The sequence below is a fragment of the Gemmatimonadaceae bacterium genome (assembly GCA_036273715.1).
Lineage (GTDB): Bacteria > Gemmatimonadota > Gemmatimonadetes > Gemmatimonadales > Gemmatimonadaceae > JADGGM01.
This window is the reverse complement of record DASUHB010000073.1, coordinates 13,175-37,257: the sequence shown is the minus strand read 5'-3', so window position 1 is coordinate 37,257 and position 24,083 is coordinate 13,175. Positions and strand designations below refer to the sequence as shown.

24 protein-coding genes are annotated in these 24,083 nt (G+C 69.0%); 23 read left to right on the top strand and 1 reads right to left on the bottom strand.

What is annotated here, in order from left to right:
* The first annotated feature begins 3 nt into the window (after positions 1-3).
* From pyrR to VFW04_18185, 5 genes are read left to right on the top strand one after another with little or no spacing between them, the layout of a single operon-like run.
* The gene (gene pyrR / locus VFW04_18205) at positions 4-552 is read left to right on the top strand and encodes a bifunctional pyr operon transcriptional regulator/uracil phosphoribosyltransferase PyrR (GenBank protein ID HEX5181269.1); all 549 of its coding nucleotides are present in this window, start codon (positions 4-6) and stop codon (positions 550-552) included.
* Complete coding sequence (locus VFW04_18200) at positions 549-1,505, top strand: aspartate carbamoyltransferase catalytic subunit (protein HEX5181268.1); 957 nt, start codon at positions 549-551, stop codon at positions 1,503-1,505. The genes pyrR and VFW04_18200 overlap by 4 nt, the downstream gene beginning before the upstream one ends.
* Positions 1,506-2,795, top strand: coding sequence for a dihydroorotase (locus tag VFW04_18195; GenBank protein ID HEX5181267.1), 1,290 nt, complete (start codon positions 1,506-1,508; stop codon positions 2,793-2,795).
* Positions 2,792-3,235 (top strand): class II aldolase/adducin family protein, encoded by a 444-nt coding sequence (locus VFW04_18190; GenBank protein ID HEX5181266.1) that lies wholly within the window; start codon positions 2,792-2,794, stop codon positions 3,233-3,235. The genes VFW04_18195 and VFW04_18190 overlap by 4 nt, the downstream gene beginning before the upstream one ends.
* Positions 3,232-4,233: a hypothetical protein gene (locus tag VFW04_18185; protein ID HEX5181265.1), complete on the top strand. Its 1,002-nt coding sequence runs from the start codon at positions 3,232-3,234 to the stop codon at positions 4,231-4,233. Before VFW04_18190 ends, VFW04_18185 begins: the two co-directional genes overlap by 4 nt.
* Before the next feature lie 156 nt (positions 4,234-4,389).
* On the opposite strand, the gene rpsT is transcribed toward VFW04_18185, so the two are convergent.
* Positions 4,390-4,629: a 30S ribosomal protein S20 gene (rpsT, locus tag VFW04_18180; GenBank protein ID HEX5181264.1), complete on the bottom strand. Its 240-nt coding sequence runs from the start codon at positions 4,627-4,629 to the stop codon at positions 4,390-4,392.
* Between the two features lie 216 nt (positions 4,630-4,845).
* Here rpsT and VFW04_18175 point away from each other — a divergent pair, with 216 nt between their 5' ends.
* The 18 genes from VFW04_18175 to VFW04_18090 all read left to right on the top strand — a co-directional run bounded on the left by VFW04_18175 (position 4,846) and on the right by VFW04_18090 (position 23,935).
* Positions 4,846-5,487, top strand: coding sequence for a site-2 protease family protein (locus VFW04_18175; GenBank protein ID HEX5181263.1), 642 nt, complete (start codon positions 4,846-4,848; stop codon positions 5,485-5,487).
* A complete protein-coding gene (locus VFW04_18170) occupies positions 5,484-6,260 on the top strand; it encodes a segregation/condensation protein A (GenBank protein HEX5181262.1) in 777 nt (258 codons plus the stop codon). The genes VFW04_18175 and VFW04_18170 overlap by 4 nt, the downstream gene beginning before the upstream one ends.
* A complete protein-coding gene (gene scpB / locus VFW04_18165; GenBank protein HEX5181261.1) occupies positions 6,235-6,777 on the top strand; it encodes an SMC-Scp complex subunit ScpB in 543 nt (180 codons plus the stop codon). Before VFW04_18170 ends, scpB begins: the two co-directional genes overlap by 26 nt.
* Before the next feature lie 5 nt (positions 6,778-6,782).
* A complete protein-coding gene (locus tag VFW04_18160) occupies positions 6,783-7,502 on the top strand; it encodes a pseudouridine synthase (GenBank protein HEX5181260.1) in 720 nt (239 codons plus the stop codon).
* A 5-nt stretch (positions 7,503-7,507) separates the two neighbouring features.
* On the top strand, positions 7,508-9,139 hold the full coding sequence (locus tag VFW04_18155; protein HEX5181259.1) for a hypothetical protein: 1,632 nt from the start codon (positions 7,508-7,510) through the stop codon (positions 9,137-9,139).
* A 216-nt stretch (positions 9,140-9,355) separates the two neighbouring features.
* Positions 9,356-10,330, top strand: a complete 975-nt coding sequence (locus VFW04_18150; GenBank protein HEX5181258.1) for a MoxR family ATPase — start codon at positions 9,356-9,358, stop codon at positions 10,328-10,330.
* Complete coding sequence (locus tag VFW04_18145) at positions 10,330-11,229, top strand: DUF58 domain-containing protein (protein HEX5181257.1); 900 nt, start codon at positions 10,330-10,332, stop codon at positions 11,227-11,229. The genes VFW04_18150 and VFW04_18145 overlap by 1 nt, the downstream gene beginning before the upstream one ends.
* Positions 11,226-12,176 (top strand): hypothetical protein, encoded by a 951-nt coding sequence (locus tag VFW04_18140; protein ID HEX5181256.1) that lies wholly within the window; start codon positions 11,226-11,228, stop codon positions 12,174-12,176. The genes VFW04_18145 and VFW04_18140 overlap by 4 nt, the downstream gene beginning before the upstream one ends.
* A complete protein-coding gene (locus VFW04_18135; protein ID HEX5181255.1) occupies positions 12,176-13,168 on the top strand; it encodes a VWA domain-containing protein in 993 nt (330 codons plus the stop codon). Before VFW04_18140 ends, VFW04_18135 begins: the two co-directional genes overlap by 1 nt.
* On the top strand, positions 13,165-14,871 hold the full coding sequence (locus VFW04_18130) for a VWA domain-containing protein (GenBank protein ID HEX5181254.1): 1,707 nt from the start codon (positions 13,165-13,167) through the stop codon (positions 14,869-14,871). Before VFW04_18135 ends, VFW04_18130 begins: the two co-directional genes overlap by 4 nt.
* The gene (locus VFW04_18125) at positions 14,871-16,991 is read left to right on the top strand and encodes an SH3 domain-containing protein (protein ID HEX5181253.1); all 2,121 of its coding nucleotides are present in this window, start codon (positions 14,871-14,873) and stop codon (positions 16,989-16,991) included. The genes VFW04_18130 and VFW04_18125 overlap by 1 nt, the downstream gene beginning before the upstream one ends.
* A gap of 31 nt (positions 16,992-17,022) precedes the next feature.
* Entirely contained in the window at positions 17,023-18,756 is a 1,734-nt protein-coding gene (mutL, locus tag VFW04_18120; protein ID HEX5181252.1) for a DNA mismatch repair endonuclease MutL, read from the top strand.
* A complete protein-coding gene (miaA, locus tag VFW04_18115) occupies positions 18,743-19,666 on the top strand; it encodes a tRNA (adenosine(37)-N6)-dimethylallyltransferase MiaA (GenBank protein HEX5181251.1) in 924 nt (307 codons plus the stop codon). Before mutL ends, miaA begins: the two co-directional genes overlap by 14 nt.
* Positions 19,663-20,796 carry an N-acetyl-alpha-D-glucosaminyl L-malate synthase BshA gene (gene bshA, locus VFW04_18110; GenBank protein HEX5181250.1) on the top strand — a complete coding sequence of 378 codons (1,134 nt, stop codon included), beginning with the start codon at positions 19,663-19,665 and terminating at the stop codon, positions 20,794-20,796. The genes miaA and bshA overlap by 4 nt, the downstream gene beginning before the upstream one ends.
* A complete protein-coding gene (locus VFW04_18105; protein HEX5181249.1) occupies positions 20,777-21,586 on the top strand; it encodes a UbiA family prenyltransferase in 810 nt (269 codons plus the stop codon). The genes bshA and VFW04_18105 overlap by 20 nt, the downstream gene beginning before the upstream one ends.
* Positions 21,587-21,610: 24 nt before the next feature.
* On the top strand, positions 21,611-22,414 hold the full coding sequence (locus VFW04_18100) for an undecaprenyl-diphosphate phosphatase (protein ID HEX5181248.1): 804 nt from the start codon (positions 21,611-21,613) through the stop codon (positions 22,412-22,414).
* A complete protein-coding gene (locus VFW04_18095) occupies positions 22,407-23,153 on the top strand; it encodes a biotin--[acetyl-CoA-carboxylase] ligase (protein ID HEX5181247.1) in 747 nt (248 codons plus the stop codon). The genes VFW04_18100 and VFW04_18095 overlap by 8 nt, the downstream gene beginning before the upstream one ends.
* Complete coding sequence (locus VFW04_18090) at positions 23,150-23,935, top strand: type III pantothenate kinase (protein ID HEX5181246.1); 786 nt, start codon at positions 23,150-23,152, stop codon at positions 23,933-23,935. Before VFW04_18095 ends, VFW04_18090 begins: the two co-directional genes overlap by 4 nt.
* Positions 23,936-24,083: the final 148 nt, after the last annotated feature.

Sequence of the window (24,083 nt, the reverse complement as noted above, 5' to 3'; positions counted from 1 at the left end):
GACATGCCCAGTCCAACCACGATTCTCGACGCGCGCGCGATGGATCGCACGCTGCGTCGCATGGCAGATGAAATCGTCGAGCTGAACGACGGCACGGACAACCTCATCATCGTCGGCATTCAGCGCCGCGGCGTGCAGCTCGCCGAGCGGATCGCCGCCACGATCAAAGCCCGCGACGATGTCGACATCCCGCGCGGCGCCCTCGACATCACGCTGTATCGCGACGATCTCCAGACCGTGGGACCGCGACCCGTCGTCGGAGCGACCAAGCTGCCCTGGGATCTCGAGGACAAATTCGTCGTCATCGTCGACGACGTGCTCTACACGGGACGGACGGTGCGCGCCGCCCTCGATGAGCTGGCGGACTTCGGCCGACCGGCCCGCATCGCCCTCGCCGTGTTAGTCGATCGCGGCGGACGCGAGCTGCCGATCCACGCCGATGTCGTCGGCAAGAAGATCAACGTGGCGCCGCGCGACCGGGTGGATGTCCTCGTCGAAGAGCTGGATGGGAAGGACGGCGTCGTCATCGCGCGACGGGACGGCGACGAGTGACGAGCGCCCTCGGCAAGGATCTCCTGGGGCTCGAGCCGCTCACGACGGAGCAAATCCAACTCGTCCTCGACACCGCCGAACCGTTCAAGGAAATCTCGGAACGCGCAATCAAGAAGGTGCCGGCGCTGCGCGGTCAAACGATCGTCAATCTGTTCTTCGAGGCGTCCACCCGGACGCGCATCTCGTTCGAGTTCGCCGAAAAGCGGTTGTCCGCCGACACGGTGAACGTCGCGTCGTCGGGGTCGAGCGTGCAGAAGGGCGAGACGCTCGTCGACACCGCGCGAAACCTCGAGGCCATGCGCATCGACATGGTCGTGATCCGGCACGGCGCCTCGGGCGCGGCGCGGTTTCTGGCCGATCGCATCGAGAGCAGCGTGATCAACGCGGGCGACGGCACGCACGAGCATCCGACGCAAGGCCTGCTCGATCTCCTCACGCTGCGGGATCACTTCGGCGTGCTGACCGGACGCCGCGTGTGCATCGTCGGCGACGTGCTCCACTCGCGTGTCGCGCGCTCGAACATCTGGGGCCTCAAGAAGATGGGCGCCGAGGTGGCGGTGTGCGGTCCGCGGTCGCTCTTGCCGTGGGCAATCGGCGAGTTCGGAGTGACGGTGTTTTCGCGCGTCGAGGAAGCCATCGAGTGGGCGGAAGCGCTCAACATTCTACGATTGCAATTGGAGCGGATGACCGCAGGCTACATTCCGTCGCTGCGCGAATACAACCGCGTGTTCGGGGTGACGCGCGAGCGACTGGCGCGCGCGCCGCGCGACGTGCTCATTCTGCACCCGGGTCCGATGAACCGCGGCGTGGAAATCGATTCCGACGTCGCGGACGGGCCGCACAGTGTGATCCTCAACCAGGTGACTAACGGAGTCGCGATCCGGATGGCGGTGCTCTATCTGCTGGCCGGCGGCCGGCCGGAGCTGGCAGAAGCGGCGAAGGGAGGAGCATAGGTGCCGCGCCGGCTCCTCCTGACAGGCGGCACGCTCCTGGATCCGTCGCGCCGACTCGACGCGCGGGGCGATCTCCTGATCGCCGAGGGCACGGTGGCTCAGTTAGGCGGGTCGATCGATGCCGGCGACTCGACCGAGATACTGGACTGCGCCGGCTGCTATGTGTCGCCGGGGTTCATCGACGTGCACTGCCATCTGCGCGAGCCGGGCCGCGAGGATGTCGAGACGATCGCAACCGGCGCCCGCGCGGCGGCGGCCGGCGGCTTCACGGCGGTGTGCGCGATGCCGAACACCGAGCCGGTCACCGACAACCAGGCGGCGGTGGGGTTCATCATTCGCCAGGCGCTCCGCGCCGGCGCGGCGCGGGTGTATCCGATCGGCGCGATCTCCGTTGGGCAGCGCGGCGAGGCGTTGGCTGAATTCGGCGAGATGGTCGGCGCGGGCGCGGTGGCGGTGAGCGACGACGGCCGGCCCGTCGCGAGCGCGCACCTCATGCGCACCGCGCTCGAGTATGCGCAGGCGTTCACCATCCCGGTGATCGATCACTGCGAGGAACCGACGCTGGCCAAGGGCGGCGCCATGAACGAGGGCGTGGTGAGCGCGCGGTTAGGCCTTCCCGGCATTCCGACGGAGGCCGAAGAGATCATGGTGATCCGCGACATCCTCCTGGCGCGCCGCACGGGCGGCCACGTGCACCTGGCGCACATGAGCACCAGGGGCAGCGTGGAGCTGATCCGCTGGGGCAAGGAGCGGGGGATTCGCGTGACCGCCGAAGTGACGCCGCACCACCTGACCCTCACCGAAGACGCGTGCGAGGGCTACGACACGCACGCCAAGATGAACCCGCCGCTGCGCACGGCCGAGGACGTGGCAGCGTTAGGCGAAGCGTTGCGCGATGGGACGATCGATCTCGTGGCCACCGATCACGCGCCGCACCACTATGATGCGAAGGAGCGCGAATTCACCGATGCGCCGTTCGGCATCATCGGGCTCGAGACCGCGCTCGCGCTCGTCGTGACGGAGCTCGTCGGTCCGGGCATCATCGACTTCGCGACGCTGGTCGATCGCATGTCGTGCCGGCCGGCCTCGCTGTTCCATTTACCGGGCGGGACGCTGGCCGAGGGCTCGGTGGCCGACGTCACCGTGTTCGATCCGGCGCGAACCTGGAAGGTCGACCCATCGGCGTTCCTCTCCAAGGGCCGCAACACCCCGTACGCCGGACGCACGCTCACGGGACGAGCGATTTACACGATCGTCGGCGGCCACGTGGTGTACCGGTTGGATCGATGACGCGCGGGGTGTTGGTGACGCCCGCGCCCATGTCGAAGGCGGACGTCCGACCGTCGGAGCTGCTCGAGGTGGCACTTGATGGGAGCCGTCGAACCTCGCGCGGGACACGAAGTTGCGGTGAACCATCGTCGGAAGTCTTTTTAGACCTTAGAATGTACTCACGACGGCCGGCCGTCATGGCGGTTGTGCACGCGCATCCTTCGGCGGCGACGGGATCGTTTCTGTTGGCTAATCACGGCGCGGTCGCCTTGGGTCCGTCGCCCGAGACCGCGCACGAACGCATGGAACACGCGGCGCGCACCGTGCCGGCGGCGCGTGTGGTCGGTCGAGTGAACGAGCTCACGGCGGAGCAGATGGCTGCGTTAGTCGCTGCCCGCGCGCGACGCTCAGATGTCCAATCGCGCAGCACGGCTCGCACGAGCCGGCGGGGGAAGGCATGACGGAGCCAGCGGTAAACACGGAGCAGGTGACGGCGTTGTTCGAAGAGCGGCAACGCTACGAGTCGTGGCTTGCGATGCTCGAAGCAAAGCGCGCGAGCACGCCGTCGCACATCTTCGAGCGCGTGCACGAGGACTATGCGTCCCGTCTCGCCCGCGTGGTCGAAGAGCTCGGCTCGCATCGCGCTGCACTGCAGAACCTCGAGCGCTCGTTCATGGAACGCCTGACGACGCTCGATGCCGACGACGCGAAGAATCGCGACGAGGCGCTCGAGGCGGAGCTGCGGTCGACGGTCGGCGAGTTGAGCGCCGAGGATCACGAGGAGATCCGCTCGCGCACGGAGACCGCCCTGGCCGCAGTCGCCGATGAACGGTCTCACGTCGCGGAAGAGCTGGCGAAGTTGCGTGCGATGCTCGAGGCGAGCGGCGGGACGCCGGCATCGGCGCCTGCGGTGGCGCCGGCGAGTCAAGCACCGGACAGCCAGCGGCGTCCTGCGGCCCTTCCGCAGCCGGCGACGAAACGCGACGACTGGCAGCAAGTGTCGTTCGAGCGCGGTGTGCAGACTCCCGCGCGCCCGGCCGCCGCGGCGCCCGCGGCGCCCGCCTCCGACGTGCTTCCCGGTTCCGCAGCGCCGCGCCGCAACAGCGGACCGGACGTTCGCCCAACGGGCGGTCCGTTCGACGATCTCGAGTTCCTCAAGACGATGATCGAGCCGCGCACTAGCGGCGAAGGCGTCGCGGTAGGAAGCGGCGCCGGCACGCAGGGCAGTGGATCGCGGTCCGCGGCGTCGGGCGCAATCGGATCGCACACGCCGCCGCAGGTGTCGAGCACCACCGGTGCGTCACTGCCGACCGTTGGGCGAGCGGTCGAGGAGAACACGCTGCCCAAGGAAGGGGGACAGGATCAGGTGAAGACGCTCAAGTGCCAGGAGTGCGGCACGCTCAATTATCCCACGGAATGGTATTGCGAGCGCTGCGGGGCAGAGCTCGCCGCCCTTTAAGGCGGACAAAACGGGACAGGGACGGACAAAGGCTGAAAGGCGGACAACGCGGACAAAGCCGGACAAAACGCTGATCGCTCGGCTGTACGGGGACGTCGCGTCCCTTACAGCCGAGCGATCAGCGTTTTGTCGGGCTTTGTCGGCGTTGTCCGCCTTTCAGCCTTGTGCGCCTTTAGACAGGTGACTTTTGCGGCGCGCTGCGGCGTTGCGGTGAATCAGGCCTTTGCGTGCTGCGCGGTCGAGCAGTTGGACCGCGCGCTTCTTGTGCGCATCGGTGGCGTCTGATGCACTCGCCTTCTTGACTGCGGTGCGAAGCTCGGAGCGCTGGGCGCGGTTCCGGACCGCTGCCGCGCGCGACTTGCGCATGTTCTTTTTTGCTGAATCGATCCGTGGCACTCGGGTCTCCAACGCGCTCGATGAAATGGTCCCGCGAAGCGCGTAGTCTAGAAGTGCACGTAATCGATGTCAAGGCGCGACAAATCTTTGACTTAGGCAGAGTGGCCCGCTACCTTTCGCGCCGACGAGTCAGGCAGACTCGCTTCTCACCTTGGCCGGCGATACTTGGGGTCATTTCAGACTTTTCTCCTGGCATTTCCGCCGCTGCTCTTCGCGATGATCGCGCATGAGTACGCGCATGGGTACGCTGCCCTCAAGCAGGGCGATCCAACAGCGTATCAGCTCGGCCGTCTCACCTGGAATCCAATCAAGCACATCGACCCGTTCATGAGCATTCTGTTGCCGCTCGTGATGTGGTTGGCGCACGGTCCGATCATCGGCGGCGCAAGGCCGGTTCCGGTGAATCCGCGGAACTACAGGAAGTTCAAGCGGGGCGACATCATCGTGTCGTTGGCCGGCATTGCCACGAACATTTTCATCGCAATCGTGAGCGTGCCGGTGTTAGTCATCCTGGGACTCATCGCGCGCGGCGTTCCGGCGACAGCGGGCGTGATTGCGATCCTGCAGGCCATGGTGATCTACGGGATCTTGATCAACCTGTTTCTGGCGATGTTCAACCTGTTGCCGCTGCCGCCGCTCGACGGCTCGCACGTGCTCAAGTATTTCCTGCCGCCGGCGTGGTCGCTCGAGTATCAGAAGCTCGGGCGCTACGGGATCATCATTCTCATCGTGTTGCTCTACGTCGGCGTGGGCTTTCTCGATATCTGGATGAAGCCCGCGTTCGTCGGCTACGCGTACCTCGTCCAACCGGTGGTGCAGTTCATCGTACCGAGTCAGTTTCTCGCGGGCATTCTGTGAGCGCCGTCGCCATCGAGCCCATGCCGAGCGTGCCGTTCACCGCCGAGGCCGAGCCTAACGACGAGTCGCCGTTCGTCGTCGAGCTGGACCAGTTCTCGGGACCGCTCGACCTCTTGCTCACCCTGATCCGGGAAGAGCAGGTCGAGATCACCGACATCCCGATCGCGCGCATCTGCGAGCAGTTTCTGGCGCGCATTCATACGTTAGGCCTGGGCCAGGCGGCCGACTATCTCGAGATGGCGGCGCGGCTCTTACGCATCAAGGTGCAGATGCTGCTGCCGCGCCACGGCGACGACGACGCCTGGGACGATCCGCGCGCCGAGCTCGTTAGGCGGCTGCTCGAGTACCAGCAGGTGCGTGAGGTGGTGGACGTGCTCGAGCATCGCGGCGAGGAGCGCCGGCGGCGGTTCGCGCGCGGCTACCTCGTCGCCGAGCCGGTGGCCCCGCCCGCGTCGCCGCTCTCGCTGTCGCTGCCCGAGCTGCTGGCGGCCGTCGACCGCGTGCTCCGCCTGCTGCGCGAGCCCGACGTGCACGACATCGTGCCGCGCGCGCTCGACGTGGAGGGCGCGATCGCCACCATTCGCGCGGTGCTCGCCTTACGGGCGAGCGCGCGCTGGCGCGACGTCGTGGCGCTCGATGCCGAGCCCTGGGAAGTGCTGTCGGCGCTGCTCGGCTTGCTCGAGCTGGCGCGCCGCGGGGAGTTGCGGCTCCGCCAGCCGCGTCCGTTCGCCGATGTGGAGATTTCTCGTGACGCCGCTAGCGAAGCTGCTTGAGGCCGCGTTGTTCGCGAGCGACCGCCCGGTGCTGCTCGACGAGCTCTACGCGCTCGACCCCGAATCGTCGCCCGCCGCGTTCGCCATGGCGCTGGACGAGATCCGCGAGTGCTACGACAACCAGGGACACGGCGTCGAGTTGGTCGAGTTAGGCGGCGGCTGGCAGGTGCTCACGCGCCCGGAATTCACCGAGACCATCGAGCGGGCGCAGTTGGCGTCGCGGCCGCAGCGGCTGTCGTCGGCGGCGCTCGAGACGCTGGCGATCGTCGCCTACCGGCAGCCCATCGGGCGCGCCGACATCGAAGAGATCCGCGGCGTGTCGGTGGGCGGGATGCTCAAGACGCTCCTCGAGCGCGGGTTGATCGACGTGGTGGGCCGCGGCGAAGGGTTAGGCCGACCGCTGCGCTACGGCACCACGCCTGCGTTCCTCGAACAGTTCGCGCTGCGGCATCTGGGCGAGCTGCCGCGCGCCGACGAGCTGGCCGTAGCGCTGCGCGCGGAGCCACGTCCGCTCTGATCGCCATGCCGATGCGCATTCAGCGCGCGCTCGCGCGTGCGGGTGTCGCATCCCGTCGCAAAGCCGAGGCCCTCGTCGAATCGGGCCGCGTTACCATCAACGGCTCGACGGCTGCGATCGGCCAGGTGGTCGACCCGGATCGCGACGCGATCGTCGTCGATGGCAAGCGCATCGGCGGCCCCGTCGCCGAGCGGTGGCTCGTCCTCAACAAGCCCGCCGGCGTGATGACCACGCGGTCGGACCCGCGCGGACGGCGCACGGTGTTCGACTTCGTGCCGGCCATTCCAGGTTTGACGTACGTGGGACGTCTCGACTACCTGACCGAAGGCGTCCTGCTGTTCACGACCGATGGCGCCGCGGCCCACGCGCTCATGCATCCGCGCGGCGAGGTCGAGCGCACGTACGAGGTCACCGTGCAGGGCGATGCGCCGGCGGCCGTACGGGCAGCGCGCCGCGGCGTGGTGTTGCACGACGGCCCGGTCGATCTGCACGATATTGCAGCGACGCCGGTGGACGCGGGCCGATGGATTCTCCGCGTCACGATCGCCGAGGGCCGAAACCGGGAGGTGCGGCGCCTGTGCCGCGAGCTCGAGTTGAGCGTCGAGCGTCTGGTGCGCGTCCAATTCGGCCCCGTGCACCTGGGCCGCCTGGCGCCGGGTGAGACCCGCCCGCCCACGGCGCGCGAGCACGCGGGGCTGCGCGAACTGATCACTCTGAAACGTTAGGCACGATGGAACTGCGGAACTCGACGGTCCTGTTGTTAGGCGGCAGCGGCCTGGTGGGGATGGCCGTGGCGCAGCGCCTGCTGGCGTTCACGCCGCGGCGGCTCATCATCACGGGCCTCACGCGCGAGGAGGCGGAGCCGGCGGTGGCCGAGCTGCGCGCACTGGCCGGCGCCATCGCCATCGACGCCGCGTGGGGCAACATCTTCGCGCCGGCCGACCTCGCGACGCGCTCGCGAGACGAGATTCTCGCCGACCAGTCCGCGCGGCGCCGTCTGGTCGAAGACTACGTCGCGCCCTACGGCCAGAGCCCGCTCGATCAGAATCTGCTCTTCACCTGGTTGGTGGACTATCGCCCCGACCTCGTCGTCGATTGCGTCAACACCGCCACCGCGCTCGCCTACCAGGATGGTCACGCGAGCGCGCTGTCGCTGTTGCGCGCGGCCGACGCCGGCACCGTGACGCGGGAGGGCGTCGAACGACATCTGCTCACGCTGCCGCTGCCGCAGCTCATCCGGCACATCGAAGCCTTGGTCGAGGGCATGCGCCGCGCCGGCACGCAGACCTACGTCAAGATCGGCACGAGCGGCACCGGCGGCATGGGACTCAACATCCCGTACACGCACAGCGAAGAGAAGCCGTCGCGCACGCTCATGTCCAAGAGCGCGGTCGCCGGGGCGCAGAGCCTGCTGCTGTTTCTGTTAGGCAGGACGCCCGGCGCGCCGGCGACGATCGAGATCAAGCCGACCGCCGCGATCGCCTGGCGCCGCTTGGGCTACGGCGCCATCCGCCGCCGCGGCCGCACCATCGAGATCGTCGACTGCGCCGAACCGCTGTCCGTCGATGCGGCGTTCGCGCCGGATGCGGCAGGATGGACGCGCACCGGCGAGCCGCTCGAGAACGTGTTCATCGACGTCGGCGAGAACGGCGTGTTCGCGCGCGACGAATTCGAGACGGTGAGTGCGTTAGGCCAGATGGAGCTCGTGACGCCCGAAGAGATCGCCGAAACGGTGGTCACGGAAGTGCAGGGCCGGCCGACGGGCAAGGATGTCGTGGCGGCGCTCGATGGCGCGACGTTCGGACCCACCTATCGGGCGGGCTATCTGCGCGCGGTGGCGGTCGACGGGCTCGCGCGCCTGGAGGAAGAACACCACGTGCGATCGATTGCGTTCGAGATGCTCGGTCCGCCGCGGCTCACGAAGCTCCTCTACGAGGCATACGCGCTCGGACGGCTGTGCTCGTCGGTGCGGCTGCTCTCGACGGCCGATCCGGCACGTCTCGCGCACGACGCCGAATCGTTGCTCCGCGAACGCGAACACGCGATTCGCCGCCAGATCCTCTCCGTTGGGCTTCCCATTCTGCTGTCCGACGGACAATCTGTCTTGCGCGGCGAATCTGTTGTCGTTCACCCCGACGGCCGTGGCACCGACATCGCGCCGCGCGGCTGGGTCGATTTGCGCCCGTCCAACATGGAGCAATGGGTGCGGCGGGCACGCTCGATCGTCGATACAACAGCCCACGCCGGTAACGGCTCCGGTGCCGACTGGACCGCTGTCGATCCGAATGCGCCGATTGCACCTGCCCAACTCGCCGTCTGGATTTTTGAACACGAGGACGGTGGGTTCCGAGTCAAGCGGTGAAGTACGCAGGGCGGACGGGCAGAGTGCTATGCTCGGGTCGTGTCTGTTGTGTCCGCGCTCTGTCCGCGTCTCGATAGCCGTACATGCCGGCACCGATGCCGCAGGCTCATTGTGCGTGACCGGACACACGATCGCCTCCCGACGCATCGAACCTTCCTGAGCCACGCGTAGTATTACTGAAGGTTTTCGACTCACCCTTCACAGTGTGGAGCTGTCGTGGCGACACGCGCGATGCCGGCCGCCGATACGGCGCTGGTCCAGGGCATTCTCGAACAGGTCGGCCGCCGGATCGTGGGCCAGGATTACATGGTCGAGCGACTCCTCATCGGGTTGCTCACCGGTGGACACGTGCTGCTCGAGGGCGTGCCGGGTCTCGCAAAAACGCTCACGGTCAAAACGCTCGCCGAAGCAATCAACACCTCGTTCCAGCGCATTCAGTTCACGCCTGATCTGTTGCCCGCCGATGTCATCGGCACGCAGATCTTCGACCAACAGACGGGTCAGTTCCGCGCCAAGAAGGGCCCGATCTTCGCCAACATCATACTCGCCGACGAGATCAACCGCGCACCGGCGAAAGTGCAGAGCGCGTTGCTCGAGGCAATGCAGGAGAAACAGGTCACCCTGGGCGGCGTGACGCATCCGCTCGAGGAGCCGTTCCTCGTGCTGGCGACGCAGAATCCGATCGAGCAGGAAGGCACGTATCCACTGCCCGAAGCGCAGGTCGACCGGTTCATGCTCAAGCTGCACGTAGGCTATCCGTCTCGACAGGAAGAGAAGGAGATCATGCGGCGCATGTCGGGCGGACAGGTGATTCCAATCGACGCAGTTGCAAGTCCGAGCGTCATTCTCGAGGCGCGGCGACGCATCGCCGAGTTGTACGTGGACGACCGTGTGGTGGATTACATCGTGGACATCGTCCACGCGACGCGCACGCCCAAAGAGGCGGGACTGTCCGACCTCACGCCGCTCATCGAATACGGCGCCAGTCCGCGCGCGACGATTTTTCTGGCGCAGGGATCGCGCGCGCACGCGTTCCTCCGCGGCCGCACGTTCGTGACGCCCGACGACGTGAAGGCGGTGGCCCCCGACATCCTGCGCCATCGCGTGCTCACCACCTACGAAGCGGAAGCCGAAGAGGTCTCGAGCGACGAGATCATCCGGCGCATTCTGGCGGCCATCGAGAGTCCGTGATGCGGACGTCGCACCTCCCCAGTCCCGACGTGCTCCGGCAGGTGAAGCTGATCGAGCTCAAGACGCGTGGACTCGTGGACTCGCTCTTCACCGGCGAATACCACTCGGTGTTCAAGGGTCAGGGCATGGAGTTCTCGGAGGTGCGCGAGTATCAGCCGGGAGACGAAGTGCGGGCCATCGACTGGAACGTGACGGCACGCATGGGACACCCATACATCAAGCGCTACATCGAGGAGCGTGAGCTCACGGTGATGCTGGCCGTCGATCTGTCCGGATCGGAGCGCTTCGGGACGGTGTCGCGCTTCAAGAGCGAGCTGGCGACGGAGCTGAGCGCCATCCTGGCGATGGCCGCCATTCGCAACAACGATCGCGTCGGCGCGCTGCTGTTCACCGATCGCATCGAGCATCTCGTGCGGCCCGGGAAGGGACGGCGGCACGTGCTGCGATTGGTGCGCGATCTGCTTGCCTGGCAGCCCGAGTCCGCGGGCACCAATATCGGGCGTGCGACCGAATATCTGTCGCGGCTCTTGCCGCACCGCACGATCATCTTCGTGATTTCGGATTTCGTGGCGCCGGCGCTGGAGCGTCCGCTCAAGCAGCTCGCCCAACGACACGATGTGGTCGCGGTGACCATCGAAGATCCGCGCGAGCGCGTGCTGCCCGACGTTGGTCTGGTGCGGTTCACCGATCCGGAGACCGGCGCCACGGTGGACGTGAACACCAGCGATCGCAAGGTGCGCGAGCGCTACGACCGGCAGGTGCGCACCGAGCGCGACGCGCGCACGCAGCTCTTTCGGCGGTTGGCCATCGACGAGATCGCGGTGCGCACCGAGCGCAGCTACGTGGAACCGCTGCTGCGCTTTTTCCGCATGCGCATGGAGCGGGGGATCGGGCGGTGATTGCGGCGCTCGTGGCGATGCTCGTCGTGCCGCACGCGGCGCTCGCCGCCCCGGCGCCGCAGGGCGGGGCGGTGTCGCGCGTCGAGATGGGCATCTCGGTGCGTCCGGCGGTGGTCACGGTCGGCGAACCCTTCGTGGTCACCGTGCGCGTGCGCGCTCCGTTAGGCGCGGACATCGGCATGCCGGTGGGCCCCGACAGCGGACTCTCGGTGGAAGCGGTGGATCCGCGGCAGGAGACCACCGCCACCGATACCGGCTTCGTCGAACGCACCGCGGTCTACCGGCTCGTCGCCTGGGACACGGGCGGCCAATCGGCCAGGTTAGGCAACGTCGCGGTGACGATGAACGGCCGCGTGCTGAGCTACCCCGTCGCCGGCGACACCGTGCACGTGAGCAGCGTCCTCCCGGCCGACTCGGCGCGGCGCGTTCCGAAGGCGGCGCGCGATGTCATGGCCGCCGGGATCGCGTGGTGGGTCTGGGCGCTCGTCGCGCTCGTCCTCCTGTTGCTCGCCTGGGCTGCAATCTGGTGGTGGCGTCGCCGCGGCCGCACGCGTCCCGAAGCGGCGCTCTCGCCGTTCCTCGTGGCGCGACGCGAGTTCGCGCGCCTCGATGCGCTCGCGCTGGCCGAGGCCGGCGAGCGGGGACGATTCGTGACCCTCAACGTCGATGTCGCGCGCGACTACCTCGCGGCGCGCATCCCCGAAGCGCTGCGGTCGCTCACCAGCAGCGAACTGTTAGGCGCGGTGCACGACGTGAACGCGGTGCCGCTCGATCGCGCCGCCGCGCTGCTCGCCGAGACGGATCTCATCAAGTTCGCGCGCCGCCCGGTGACGCGCGAACGCGCGAGCGAGCTGGTGAAAGAGACGCGCGCGATCGTGGTGCATGTCGAGCACGCCCTCGTCGAACAAGCCGCCGCTGCGGCGCAGAAGGCGGAGCAAGCCGCGTGATGGCGTGGCTGGAGAGCGTGCGCTTCGGGGCGCCGTGGGTGCTCCTCGCGCTGCTCGCCCTGCCGGCGTGGTGGGTGTGGCGCCGCGGACGGAGACCGCCCGCCATCGTGTTCTCGCGCACCGACGTGCTGTCGCGCGGCCCGCGGTCGGGCCTTTTCGTGACGCGCTCGCTGTTCACGCTGCGGAACCTGCTGCTCGCCGGCCTCATCGTCGCGCTCGCTCGGCCCCGCACCGGCGCGCACGCCGAGAACGTCACCACCGAAGGCATCAACATCGTGCTGGCGATCGACCTGTCCAGCTCGATGTTGTCGGAAGATTTCCAGCCGCAGAATCGTCTCGAGGTGGCGAAAGACAAGGTGAAGCAGTTCATCGTTGGGCGACGCAACGATCGCATCGGCCTGGTGGCGTTCGCCGCCGAAGCGCTCACGCAGGTGCCGCTCACGGTGGACTACCCGGTGCTGCTCGCCGCGGTCGACAACCTCGAGGCGGGACAGCTCGAGGATGGCACGGCGATCGGGACGGCGATCGCGACGGCGGCCAACCGGCTGCGCACGGCGCCGGGCAAGTCACGCGTGATCATTCTCCTAACGGACGGCGTGAACAATCGCGGGGCGATCGATCCGCGCACCGCCGCGCAGGCCGCGGCCGCGATCGGCGTCAAGATCTACACCATCGGCGTGGGCTCCGAAGGCATGGCGCCGGTTCCCGTTGGGCGCGGACTCATGGGCCTGCGCTACGAGTACCGTCCGGTCGAAATCGACGAGGCGCTGCTGCGCGACATCGCGCGCACGACGGGCGGACGATACTTCCGCGCCGTCGACGCGGCCGCGCTGCAGAACATCTATCAGCAGATCGACCAGCTCGAGCGCGAGCCGCTGCACGCGCGGACCTACGTGCGGTACACGGAGCAATTCCGCTGGCCGTTAGGCGCGGCGCTGCTGGCGCTCGCCTGCGAAGTGCTGCTGCTCGCCTGGCGGGGGCCCCTGCCGTGATCGAGACGCCGTTCTTCGACGATCCGTGGATGCTCGCGGCGACGCCGGCGCTGGTGCTCGTGGTCGTGCTCCTCATCGTCGGCGCGTACAAGCGCCGGCGCACGCGTCTGCGCCGTCTCGGCGCGTCCGTGGCAATCGAACGCTTGCTTCCGCCTGCGCTCGAGCGGTCGCCGTGGCGCCGCGCGACCTTCATCGGTCTCGCCGCCGCATTCGCCGGCGTGGCGTTTGCCGGCCCGCGCTGGGGCACCGAGCGCACCATCGAGCGGGGCAGCGGCGTCGACATCGTGCTGGCCATGGATGCGTCGCTCTCGATGCTCGCGACCGACGAACACCCGAGTCGTCTGGAAAACATGAAGGAGGAGGCACGCCGGCTCCTCGCGCTCTCCGGCGGCGACCGCTTCGGCCTCGTCGCGTTCGCGGGCCGCAGCTACATCTTGACGCCGCTCACCGTCGATCAGGGGGCGCTCGACTTGTATCTCGACAATCTCGATCCGACGGTTGTCGGCGAAGCGGGCACATCGATGTCGCGCGCGATCGCACAGGGCACACAGCTCCTGTTGGCGACGCCGACGACGAGCGACCGGGCGTTGATCGTGATGAGCGATGGCGAGTCGTTCGAGTCGGTGGATGACGTCGTGGCCGCCGCGAAGGCCGCGGCCGACTCCGGGATTGCCGTGGTGACGGTTGGCTTTGGCACGATCGACGGCTCCACCATCCCGATCGCTGGACCGCAAGGTATTACTGAGAAGAAGGATCAAGCGGGCCACATCGTGATCACACACTACACGCCGGAGATGCTGCAAGCCGCCGCACAGGCCGCGCACGGGACGTTCATCGAGGCCAGCGCCACCGACAAGGCGGCGCGGATTCGCCGCGCGCTGGCGGCGCTCCGGCGCGAGGGGCGCGCCACGCCCACGGGTCGCGAGCGGAAACCGCGCTTCCAGCTCTTTCTCATCCCGGCCATTCTGCTCGTGCTGGCCGACACGATGCTTGCCGAGCGGCGCCCGCGCCGCGCGACGGCCGCATCGGGGACGGCGTCGCGCATCGCGGCCGCGCTGCTGCTCGTGCTTGCGTTAGGCATGCCGCGCGTGGCCCGGGCGGAAGGGACGCACGGGCGCGGCTCCGATGGCGACAAGCTCTTCAAGGCCGGCCGCTACAAGGAAGCCGCGGCGGCGTACGAACAGGCGCTCCGCAGCGGCAAAGCCTCGGCGCGGCTCGAGTACAATCTGGGCACGGCGCTCCTCGCCGCCGGCGAGCGCGACGAAGCGCTGGCCGCGCTCGAGCATGCGTCGCAGATCGCCGACGACGCGGACCTCAGGTATCGCGCGCTGTTTAACCTCGGACTCGGCTACCTGCAGCGCGCGCGCTCCTCGGCCGGACAGGGCGCCTCGCAGGCGTACATGTCGGCGCTCGATGCCTACCGTAAGGCGCTTCGGCTCAAGCCGAACGAGCTCGACGCCAAGTGGAACTACGAGCTCGCCAACAAGAACAAGAAAGGCGGCGGCGGCGGCGGAGGAGCGCGCAACCAGGACCGCCCGGAACAGGGCTCCGCGGCCAAGCAGTCCCAACATCCGAACGCGGGCATCGACAAGCGCTCGGCGGAGCAGTTGCTCAACAGCGCCGAGCGCGAGGAGCGCGACGTACAGGCGCGCAAGCAGAAGGAAAACCAGCCGACGCCGCCGCCGGGCGGCAAGGACTGGTGATGCTCGCGCTCCTGGCGATCCTTGCGTTAGGCGTGCAGACGCCCGGCGCGTCGCGCATCGACAGCTCGGGCCGGCCGCCGGCTATCGTCACGCGCGCGCCGCTCGACACCAGCGCCGCCGTCAACGTGCGCGTGCTCGCCGCGCCGGAAACCGTCTACGTGGGACAGCAGTCGACCTACGAGCTGGGCGTCTTCCTCGACACCAACGTGCGCGACCGCATGCGGCGGCTCGAGGCGATCGCCCCCGAGATGCGCGGCCTCATGGCCTATGAACCGCCCGCCACCGCGTCCGGCTTTCCGACGCGCACCGTTGGGCAGCACCGCTACGAAGCGCGCGTCTACGAGCGGGCCGTGTTCCCCCTCACACCAGGACGCATCGCCATTCCGCCGGCGCGACTCGTGTACGCGATGCCGCTGACGTATAGCTTCTTCAGCCACGAAGAGACCTACGAGCTGCGCAGCGACAGCGCCGTCGTCATCGCGATCGAACCGCCCGAAGCTGGCCGCCCGGCGGATTGGAACGGCGCCGTGGGCACGCTGCACATCGCGTCGCACGTCGACAGCACAGGTGGCCGCGTCGGCGATCCGATTCTGCTCACCGTCAGCGTCGCCGGCCGCGGCAACGTGAATCTGTTTCCGCGACCGCAGATCGCCATTCCATGGGCGTCGGCGGTGCCGACGGTGGAGCGCGTCAACCTGGCGCCCGATTCGTTGGACATCCGCGGCGTCAAGGAATTCGATTGGGTGGTGACGCCGCAGCACGACGGGCGCCTCACGATACCCGAGATCCATTACTCGTACTTCGATCCGGATGCGCGCCGCTACGAGACGGCGGTCGCACCGGCTGTCCCCATGACGATCGCGTCGGGGACGCTCGCGAGCAGCGACACCGGCGTCGCGCCGCCACGCTACACGCTGCGCTCGACGTATCGCGGACCGATCGCGCCCGAGCCATACACGCAGGTGCCGTTCTGGTGGCTGGTGGGTCTCGCGCCGCTCCCGGCATTCGCCCTCGCCGCCGCGCGCCGGCCGCGACGCGCGCGCAAGCCGGCGACGCCGGCTCGCGCGCTCCTCGCGCTCACGCGCGCCGCCGACCCACCCTCGACGCGCGAGCTCCGGCGCGCATTTCTGCGCGCCGTCGCCTCGCGCGTCCGCGCCCGCGCCTTCGGCACCGGCCCCGTGCCCGCGACGCTCGCCGAGCCGAGCGTCCTTGCTCGCGCTGCGCGCCGCGCCGGTGTCTCGATCGGCACCGCCGCCGCGGCCGCTGCGTTAGTCGACGAGCTCGATACCGCCGCGTTCTCCAACGACGGCTCCGACGCCGCGCGCGCGACGCCGGAGCTCGCCAAGCGCGTCGAGCGCACGTATCGCGCAATCGATCGCGAAGCATGCCGCCCGCGCACCGTGCCCGTCACTGCCGCGGTCCTCGCCCTGCTCGTGTTCGCCGCCGGAGTGCACGCCGCGACGCCCGATGCCGACACCGCGCTCTTCGAGCGCGGCGTCGTCGCCTATCAGTCGCATCATTTCGCCGCGGCGGAGCGCGTGTTCGGCGACATCACGGCGCGCGTCCCGCGCGCCGCGGACGCGTGGGCCAATTTCGGCACCGCCGCATTCAGCGCTGGTGATACGGCCGGAGCGGCGCTTGGCTGGCAGCGCGCGCTGCGCATCGAACCGCTTGCCTCCGACGTGCGGGATCGTCTCGAAATCCTGGGAGCGGCGAGCGGACTCGGCGCGGTGCCGGCGGTCCCGCCGGCACCGATCGCGCTCGTCGCCGCGGCGCTCTGGATCGCGGCCTGGGTCGCCATGGGCTGGTATCTCGCTCGTCGCCGAAAATTGGCGGGCGCGCGTCCGCTCATCGTCGGCGCGCTGACGGTCGCCATTGTGCTCGGTGCGCTCGCCGCGGCTGTCGATGCGCGACTCGCCGGCCGCGACCTCGTTGTCGTGACGGAGGACGCGCCGCTGCACGACCTGCCGGCCCTCGCCTCCGATCGCTCGACAACGCTGCGTCCCGGTGAAATCGCGCGCGTCGTCGAACGCGAAGGCCCCTGGGCGCGCGTCACCACCGATGGTGGACGCCACGGTTGGGCCGAGTCGGACGACCTCACCTCGCTCGCGCGCAATTGACGCTGTTCCCGCGGCACTCATAGCTTTCTGCATGCCGCGCATCACCATCCTCGACAACACGGTGGTCGATCAGATCGCTGCCGGCGAGGTGGTGGAGCGGCCGGCATCGGTGGTGAAGGAGCTGGTCGAGAACGCGCTCGATGCCGGCGCGCATTCCATCGACGTCACGTGCGAAGACGGCGGCCGCGTGAAAATCCGCGTGGCCGATGACGGCTGCGGGATGGAGCGCGACGATGCGTTGCTCGCGCTGGCGCGTCACGCGACGTCGAAGATCCGCCAGTCGGAGGACCTGGTGGGCGTCGCGAGCTTCGGCTTTCGCGGTGAGGCGTTGCCGGCCATCGCGTCGGTATCGCAGCTCGAGATCGACACGGCTGCCGTCGACGGTGCGGGGACGCGCATCACGATGTCGGGCGGGTCGTTGCCGGATGTGAGCGACGCGGCGCGCCGCCGCGGGACGTCGGTCACGGTCGAGCGGCTTTTCTACAACGCCCCGGCGCGCCAACGTTTTTTGCGTTCGGCGCGCTCGGAGTGGCGGGGCATCGTGGACGTGCTCACGATGCTGGCGCTGACGCGTCGCGACGTGCGCGTCACCGTGATCCACGATGGCCGCAATGTGTTAGGCTTGCCGCCGGCGCCGACGCTGCGCGCGCGCGTCGGCGCGCTGTGGGGCGCATCGTTCGCCGAGCGTCTGGTGGATGTGGACGACGTGAGCGGCGAGGTGCGCGTCGCCGGACTGGTCGAGCGTCCGGCCGATGTCGGCACGGCGAGCCGCCGGCTCTTCGTCTCGGTGAACGGCCGCGCGATCCGCGATGCGGGCCTGGTGCGCGCCGCGGAGGCCGCCTACCGCTCCACCATTCCCGCGGGGTTGCGGCCGACGCTGCTGCTCGAGCTCACGGTGCCTAACGACGGCCTCGACGTCAACGTGCACCCGGCCAAGGCGGAAGTGCGGTTTCGGGACCGCTGGCCCACCGAACGCGTCGTGGAGCACGCCGTTCGGCGCGCGCTCGGCACCGGATCGAGCGCGGCGACGTTCGGCGGCCGGGGCGGCGCCTGGCCGCCGGCCTTCGCGCCGGGCGTGCCGGTCGATCGGGACGTGCTGCGGGCGCCGGCCTTCGCGCCGGCCGCCGAGCCGCCCATGCCTAACGGAGCCATGCCGACGGCCGACGCGCCGGCCGAGCCGCGCGCCGACCCGGTGCCCGTGCCGCCGCTCCTGCAGGTGCGCCGCACGTACATCACCTTCGAGCACGACGACGGCATCGTGTTCATCGATCAGCATTCGGCGCACGAGCGCGTGCTGTACGAGCGCTTCGTGCGGACGCTGGAGCGAGGCGAAGCGCCGTCGCAGCGCTTGCTCTTCCCGATCACGCTGCACCTCGGCCCTGCCGAGGGCGACGCGTTCGATGAGCATCGCGCCCTGTTCGAGCGCCTCGGATTCGAGATCGAGGGCTTCGGCGGACACACGCTCATCGTGAGCGCCGTCCCGATGCCGCACCCGCGCTTCGATGCGCCGCGCTGCTTGCGTGATACGCTCGCCGCGCTCACCGGCGACCGCTCGCCCTCGGCCGCATCGCGCCACGATCATCTCGCCGCGACGCTCGCGTGCAAGGCGGCGATCAAGGCCGGGGACCCGCTCTCGCCCGACGAAATGCGCGCGCTCTACACGGCGCTCGCCCGCACGACACTCCCGGCGCACGACGTGCACGGCCGATCGACCATCGTGCAGCTGTCCTGGGACGAGCTCGAGCGGCGCTTTGGCCGCCGGTAGGCTCCGCGTCGTCACCGGCCCCACGGGCGCGGGCAAGAGCGCGCTCGTGCTGGCGCTCGCCGCCCGCGCGCCGTTAGGCATCGTGAGCGCCGATTCGCGGCAGGTCTACCGCGGTTTCGACATCGGCACTGCCAAGCCGACCGCCGCCGAGCGCGCGTGCGTGCCGCATTTCGGCATCGACGTCGCCGACCCCCACACACGCTATTCGGCCGCCGCATGGGCGAACGGTGCGACCGCGTGGATCGACGACATCAGACACGCCGGTCGCGAACCCGTGGTCGTGGGCGGCACGGGCTTCTATGTGCGCGCGCTCACATCGCCGCTCTTCCTGGAACCGGAGCTCGATGTCCGTCGGCGCCAGGACATCGCGAAGCATCTGCGCACGCTTCGCCTGCAGGAATTGCAGCGATGGTGCACCGCGCTCGACCCCGCGCGTGCCGGCCTCGGCCGTGCGCAGCTCGAGCGCGCCATCGAAGTCGCGTTGCTCACGGGGATTCCGCTTTCGGAGTGGCATCGTACCGCGCCGGGGGCGAAGCCGCTGCGCGCGCGATATCTTGTAGTCGATCCAGGCCCCGCGTTGGGGCCGATGCTCGCAGCGCGGCTGGATGCGATGCTCGCCGGAGGGTGGCCCGACGAGGCCCGCGCGCTGGATGCAGGCGTCTCGGCCGCCGCGCCGGCGTGGAACGCCACCGGTTACGCGGCCGTACGTTCGCTCGCGCGCGGAGAGTTAGGCATGGCCGCCGCTCGCGAGCAGATTCTGATCGCGACGCGCCAGTACGCCAAGCGTCAACGCACGTGGATTCGCAATCAGCTGTCGCCGGACGACGTCACGCGTATCGATCCGCGTGATCCCGATGCGCTCGACCGCGCGCTGGCCTGGTGGCACGACGCTCGTGAGGGGATGGGATGAAGATCGGCATTACCTGTTATCCGACGTACGGCGGATCCGGTGCGGTGGCCACCGATCTCGGCATCGCGCTCGCCGAGCGCGGGCACGAAGTGCACTTCATCACGTATCAGCAGCCGTTTCGCCTGCCCGCGTTCCTGCCGCGCATCTTCTTCCACGAAGTCGACGTCGTGCGCTACCCGCTGTTCGAGTATCCGCCTTACGACCTCGCGCTCGCGGTGCGCATGCACCAGGTGGTACAGGAGCACCGCCTCGACATTCTCCATGCGCACTACGCCATCCCGCACGCCACGAGCGCGTGGATCGCCAAGGAAATGCTGGAGAACGATGACGTCGACGTGCGCATCATCACGACGCTGCACGGCACCGACATCACGCTCGTTGGGCAGGACCCGTCGTTCCAGACCATCACCAAGTTTTCGATCGAGCGCTCCGACGGCCTGACGGCCGTGTCGCAGTTTCTCAAGCACGAGACGTACAAGGCGTTCGGCTGCACCGGCTGCGCCGTGGAAGTGATCCACAATTTCGTGGACCCGGTACTGTACAACCGCGCGTCGCATTCGCCGCAGCTCCGCGAGCAGTTAGGCAGCAACGGCGACCGCGCCGTGGTCATGCACGTGTCCAACTTCCGGCCCGTGAAGCGGGTGCGCGACATCGTGCAGATCTTTGCGCGCATCCGCCGCGAGCGGCCCGCCGTGCTGGTGATGGTCGGCGACGGGCCCGAGCGCACGTCCGCCGAGCAGGAAGCGCGCGACCTCAACGTGCAGGACGACACGTATTTCCTGGGGAAGATCGACGTCGTCGCGCCGCTGCTCGCCAGCGCCGATCTCTTTTTGCTGCCCAGCCAGAGCGAATCGTTCGGATTGAGCGCGCTCGAGGCGCTGTCGTGCGGCGTGCCGGTGGTCGCGTCGCGGGTGGGCGGCATTCCCGAGGTCGTGACCGACGGCGTGACGGGCGTCCTGCGCGACGTCGGCGACGTGGACGGCATGGCCGCTGCGTCGCTCGAGCTGCTCGGCGACCGCGTGCGCTGGCAGCAGATGAGCGCGGCCGCGGCGGCAGATGCGCGCCGCCGGTTCGCCCGCGACGACATGGTCGCCCGGTACGAAGCGTTTTATGCGCGCACGATTGGCTAACGCGCTGCTCCGGCTGGCGCGTTGGCCCAACGTCGCGCTCGCGGCGTCGGGCGTGGCCTTCGGCGCATGGTGGGTGGGGTGGGGCCCCGGAGAGCGCATCGCGCTCGCCGCGGTCGGCGCGGCCTGCCTAACCGTGACCGCCAATGTCTGGAACGACATCGCCGACATCGAGATCGACCGCCTCGCGCACCCGGACCGGCCGCTGCCCTCGGGACGCCTGTCCACGCGCGCGGCGCGCGCCATTGCGACGACCGCCGGTGTGTTGGGCGTCGCGCTCGAAGCGGCAGCGTTGCCCGAGCTCGGCGCCCTGAGCGTGGCGGTCGTTGCGCTCATGTACGCGTACAGCCCGTGGATCAAGCGCGCCGGATTGTTGGGCAACGTCGTCGTCGCCGTGCTCGCGTCGCTCCCGTTTCTCTATGGCGCATGGGCCGTGGGCCGGCCGCGCGGCGCCATCAGCCTCGTGATCATCGCCGTCCCGCTGCACCTCGCTCGCGAGGTGGCCAAGGATCTCGAGGACGCGCCCGCCGACGCCGGCTCTCGGCGCACGCTGCCCGTGAGCGCCGGCGTCTCCGTTGCCGTCGCCGTGCTGTCGGTCGCATCGCTCGCGTTTCTGCTCCTCCTGCTCCCGTTCGTCGCCGCCCGACCGTGGTTTGCGGCAGCCGTGCTTCCGGCCGCCGCGCTCGTGCTCTATGCCGTAGGCATCGCGGTTCGTGGCCACCGCGGGAGCCCGCTCGTCTTCAAGCTCGCCATGATCTGCGCCATGGCCGCGTTCCTAACGATCCGTCCCTGACGTCTCCCTCGCAATTCGATCGACATGACGCTCTTCCAGGCAATAGTGCTGGGCATCATCCAGGGTTTGTCCGAGTTTCTGCCCATCAGCAGCTCGGCCCACCTGGCGCTCACACCGTGGTTGCTCCACTGGCCGGAGCCGGGCCTGTCGTTCGACGTCGCCCTGCACACCGGGACGCTCGTGGCCGTGCTCGGCTATTTTCGCGATGAGTGGATCCGGCTCGCCCGGGCCGCATGGGAGATCGTCACCACGCGAACGGTCGCGACCGAGTCGCAGCGGCGGGTGGTGTTGCTCGTCATCGCGACGATTCCCGGTGGCATCGCCGGTCTCGCGCTCGACAAGTACGCGGAGACCACGTTCCGCGCGCCGGCGCTCATCGCGTGGGCCATGATCATCCTCGGCGTTCTGCTCTGGCTCGCCGATCGCGGCGCGCGCGAGGTTCGCACGTTGCACGACATGAACTGGCGCGACGCGCTGCTCATCGGGATCGCGCAGATCTTCGCGCTCATTCCCGGCGTATCGCGCTCCGGCTCCACGATTACCGCCGGGCTCGCCGATCGGTTCGACCGGGAGAGCGCGGCGGTGTTCAGCTTTCTCATGAGCATGCCGATCATTGCCGCTGCCGCGATCCTCAAAGTGCCGCACGTGCTGCACGAGCAGGGACTGAGCGCGCCGCTCGTCGCGGGGGTGCTGGCGTCGGCGATCAGCGGCTGGCTCGCCATCGCCGCGCTGCTCCGCTATGTGACGCGCCGGAGCTATGGCATCTTTGCCTTGTATCGCGTGCTGGCCGGTGTGGCCGTACTCCTCATCGTGCACTATCGTGGCTGAAGCAACCTTCGACGGCTGTGGAGCGGACGAGCTGCGGGCGCTGCTCGATCTGCCGCGCGTCGAGGTGCACGACAGTGTGACGTCGACGTTGGACGTCGCGCATGCGTTAGGCGAATCGGGCGCGCCGGCGGGCTCGCTGGTGATCGCCGAGCGCCAGACGGCGGGCCGCGGACGCGAGGGGCGGCGCTGGACGTCGGTCGCCGGCAGCGGCATCTGGCTCGCGATGCTCGAACGGCCAACGGACGCCGCGGCGACCGACGTGCTGGCGATTCGGTTAGGCATCGGCGCCGCGCGGGCGCTCGACCGCTTTGCCGAATCGCCGGTGCGGCTCAAGTGGCCGAACGATCTGTTCGTCGCCGCGGGGAAGGTGTGCGGCATTCTGGTCGAGTCGCGCTGGCGCGACCAGCGCATCGAATGGGTGGCGGTGGGCATCGGCATCAACGTGCGCCTCCCGCCCGATGTGGCGCACGCCGGCGCGCTCCGCGCGGGTGCATCGCGCGTGCCGGTGCTCGAGGCCGTGGTGCCCGCCATCCGCGGCGCCGCGGCGGCGCACGGCGCGCTCAAGGAGGCCGAGTTGGGCGAATACGCGCAACGCGACATGGCGCGCGGCCGCGCCTGCCGCCTGCCGGCGCCGGGAGTGGTGCAGGGCATCGATGCGCGCGGCTCGCTCCTCGTCGCCACCGCCGTCGGCGACGTCACGTGCCGGTCCGGCTCTCTCGTCTTCGAGGAGGACGCGTGATACTCGCCTTCGACGTGGGCAACACCGAGACGACCATCGGCCTGTTCGACGGCCGCACGCTCGTCGCGCACTGGCGCGTGATGACCGACGCATCGCGCACGCCGGACGAGATCGGGCTCGAGCTGTCGGGCCTGCTGCGGTCGCGGGACGTCGCGGCCTCCGCGGTCACGGGCGCGGCGATCGGATCCGTCGTGCCGCCCGTCACCGGTCCGCTCGCCGAGGCGTGCCTAACCTGGTTGGGCGTAACGGCGGTCGTCATCGATGGCCGCTCGGCCCTGCCCATCGCGCTGGATGTCGACGAGCCGCTCACCGTCGGCGCCGACCGCATCATCAACACGCTCGCCGCGAGCCGCATCCACCACACCGACACCATCGTCGTCGATCTGGGCACCGCCACGACCTACGACTGCATCACAGCCGACGGGGTGTTCCTGGGCGGCGTCATCGCGCCCGGCGTGCGCACGTCGTTGGACACGCTGGTGCGCCGCACGTCGAAGCTCCCCGCCACCGAGCTCGCCGCGCCGGCGCGCGCGATCGGCAAACGCACCGAAGATTGCATTCGCGCCGGCGTGATGTTCGGCTCCGTCGATGCGATCGACGGCATCGTGCGCCGCATCAAAGCCGAGTGGCCATCGCCGCGAGAGCCGATGGTGATTGCCACCGGCGGCCTGGCCGAATTGGTCGCGCCGTTGTGTACGGAGGTCGACCTCGTCGAACCGTACCTCACGCTCGAAGGACTGCGCCTCGCGCACGAGCTGCTCACCGTCGGCAGCGCCGACTAACGCTTCGACCGCCCCGCGCACGGCGCGACGAGCCCGGCTCGCGCACCGTCAGACTGGCCGGGAAACCGTGACGAGCCCGTGTTGTCCGCCGGAATGACAGACATAAGTCATTCATTTTGGCCAACTTAGCGGGCACGACGGCTGCAAT

Bases quoted from the DNA above. Each gene is read 5' to 3' on its own strand.
- pyrR (HEX5181269.1), top strand. From the start codon at position 4: ATGCCCAGTCCAACCACGATTCTCGACGCGCGCGCGATGGATCGCACG.
- VFW04_18190 (HEX5181266.1), top strand. From the start codon at position 2,792: ATGACGCGCGGGGTGTTGGTGACGCCCGCGCCCATGTCGAAGGCGGAC.
- VFW04_18185 (HEX5181265.1), top strand. From the start codon at position 3,232: ATGACGGAGCCAGCGGTAAACACGGAGCAGGTGACGGCGTTGTTCGAA.
- VFW04_18175 (HEX5181263.1), top strand. From the start codon at position 4,846: ATGATCGCGCATGAGTACGCGCATGGGTACGCTGCCCTCAAGCAGGGC.
- VFW04_18160 (HEX5181260.1), top strand. From the start codon at position 6,783: ATGCCGATGCGCATTCAGCGCGCGCTCGCGCGTGCGGGTGTCGCATCC.
- VFW04_18155 (HEX5181259.1), top strand. From the start codon at position 7,508: ATGGAACTGCGGAACTCGACGGTCCTGTTGTTAGGCGGCAGCGGCCTG.
- VFW04_18145 (HEX5181257.1), top strand. From the start codon at position 10,330: ATGCGGACGTCGCACCTCCCCAGTCCCGACGTGCTCCGGCAGGTGAAG.
- VFW04_18135 (HEX5181255.1), top strand. From the start codon at position 12,176: ATGGCGTGGCTGGAGAGCGTGCGCTTCGGGGCGCCGTGGGTGCTCCTC.
- VFW04_18125 (HEX5181253.1), top strand. From the start codon at position 14,871: ATGCTCGCGCTCCTGGCGATCCTTGCGTTAGGCGTGCAGACGCCCGGC.
- mutL (HEX5181252.1), top strand. From the start codon at position 17,023: ATGCCGCGCATCACCATCCTCGACAACACGGTGGTCGATCAGATCGCT.
- bshA (HEX5181250.1), top strand. From the start codon at position 19,663: ATGAAGATCGGCATTACCTGTTATCCGACGTACGGCGGATCCGGTGCG.
- VFW04_18105 (HEX5181249.1), top strand. From the start codon at position 20,777: ATGCGCGCACGATTGGCTAACGCGCTGCTCCGGCTGGCGCGTTGGCCC.
- VFW04_18100 (HEX5181248.1), top strand. From the start codon at position 21,611: ATGACGCTCTTCCAGGCAATAGTGCTGGGCATCATCCAGGGTTTGTCC.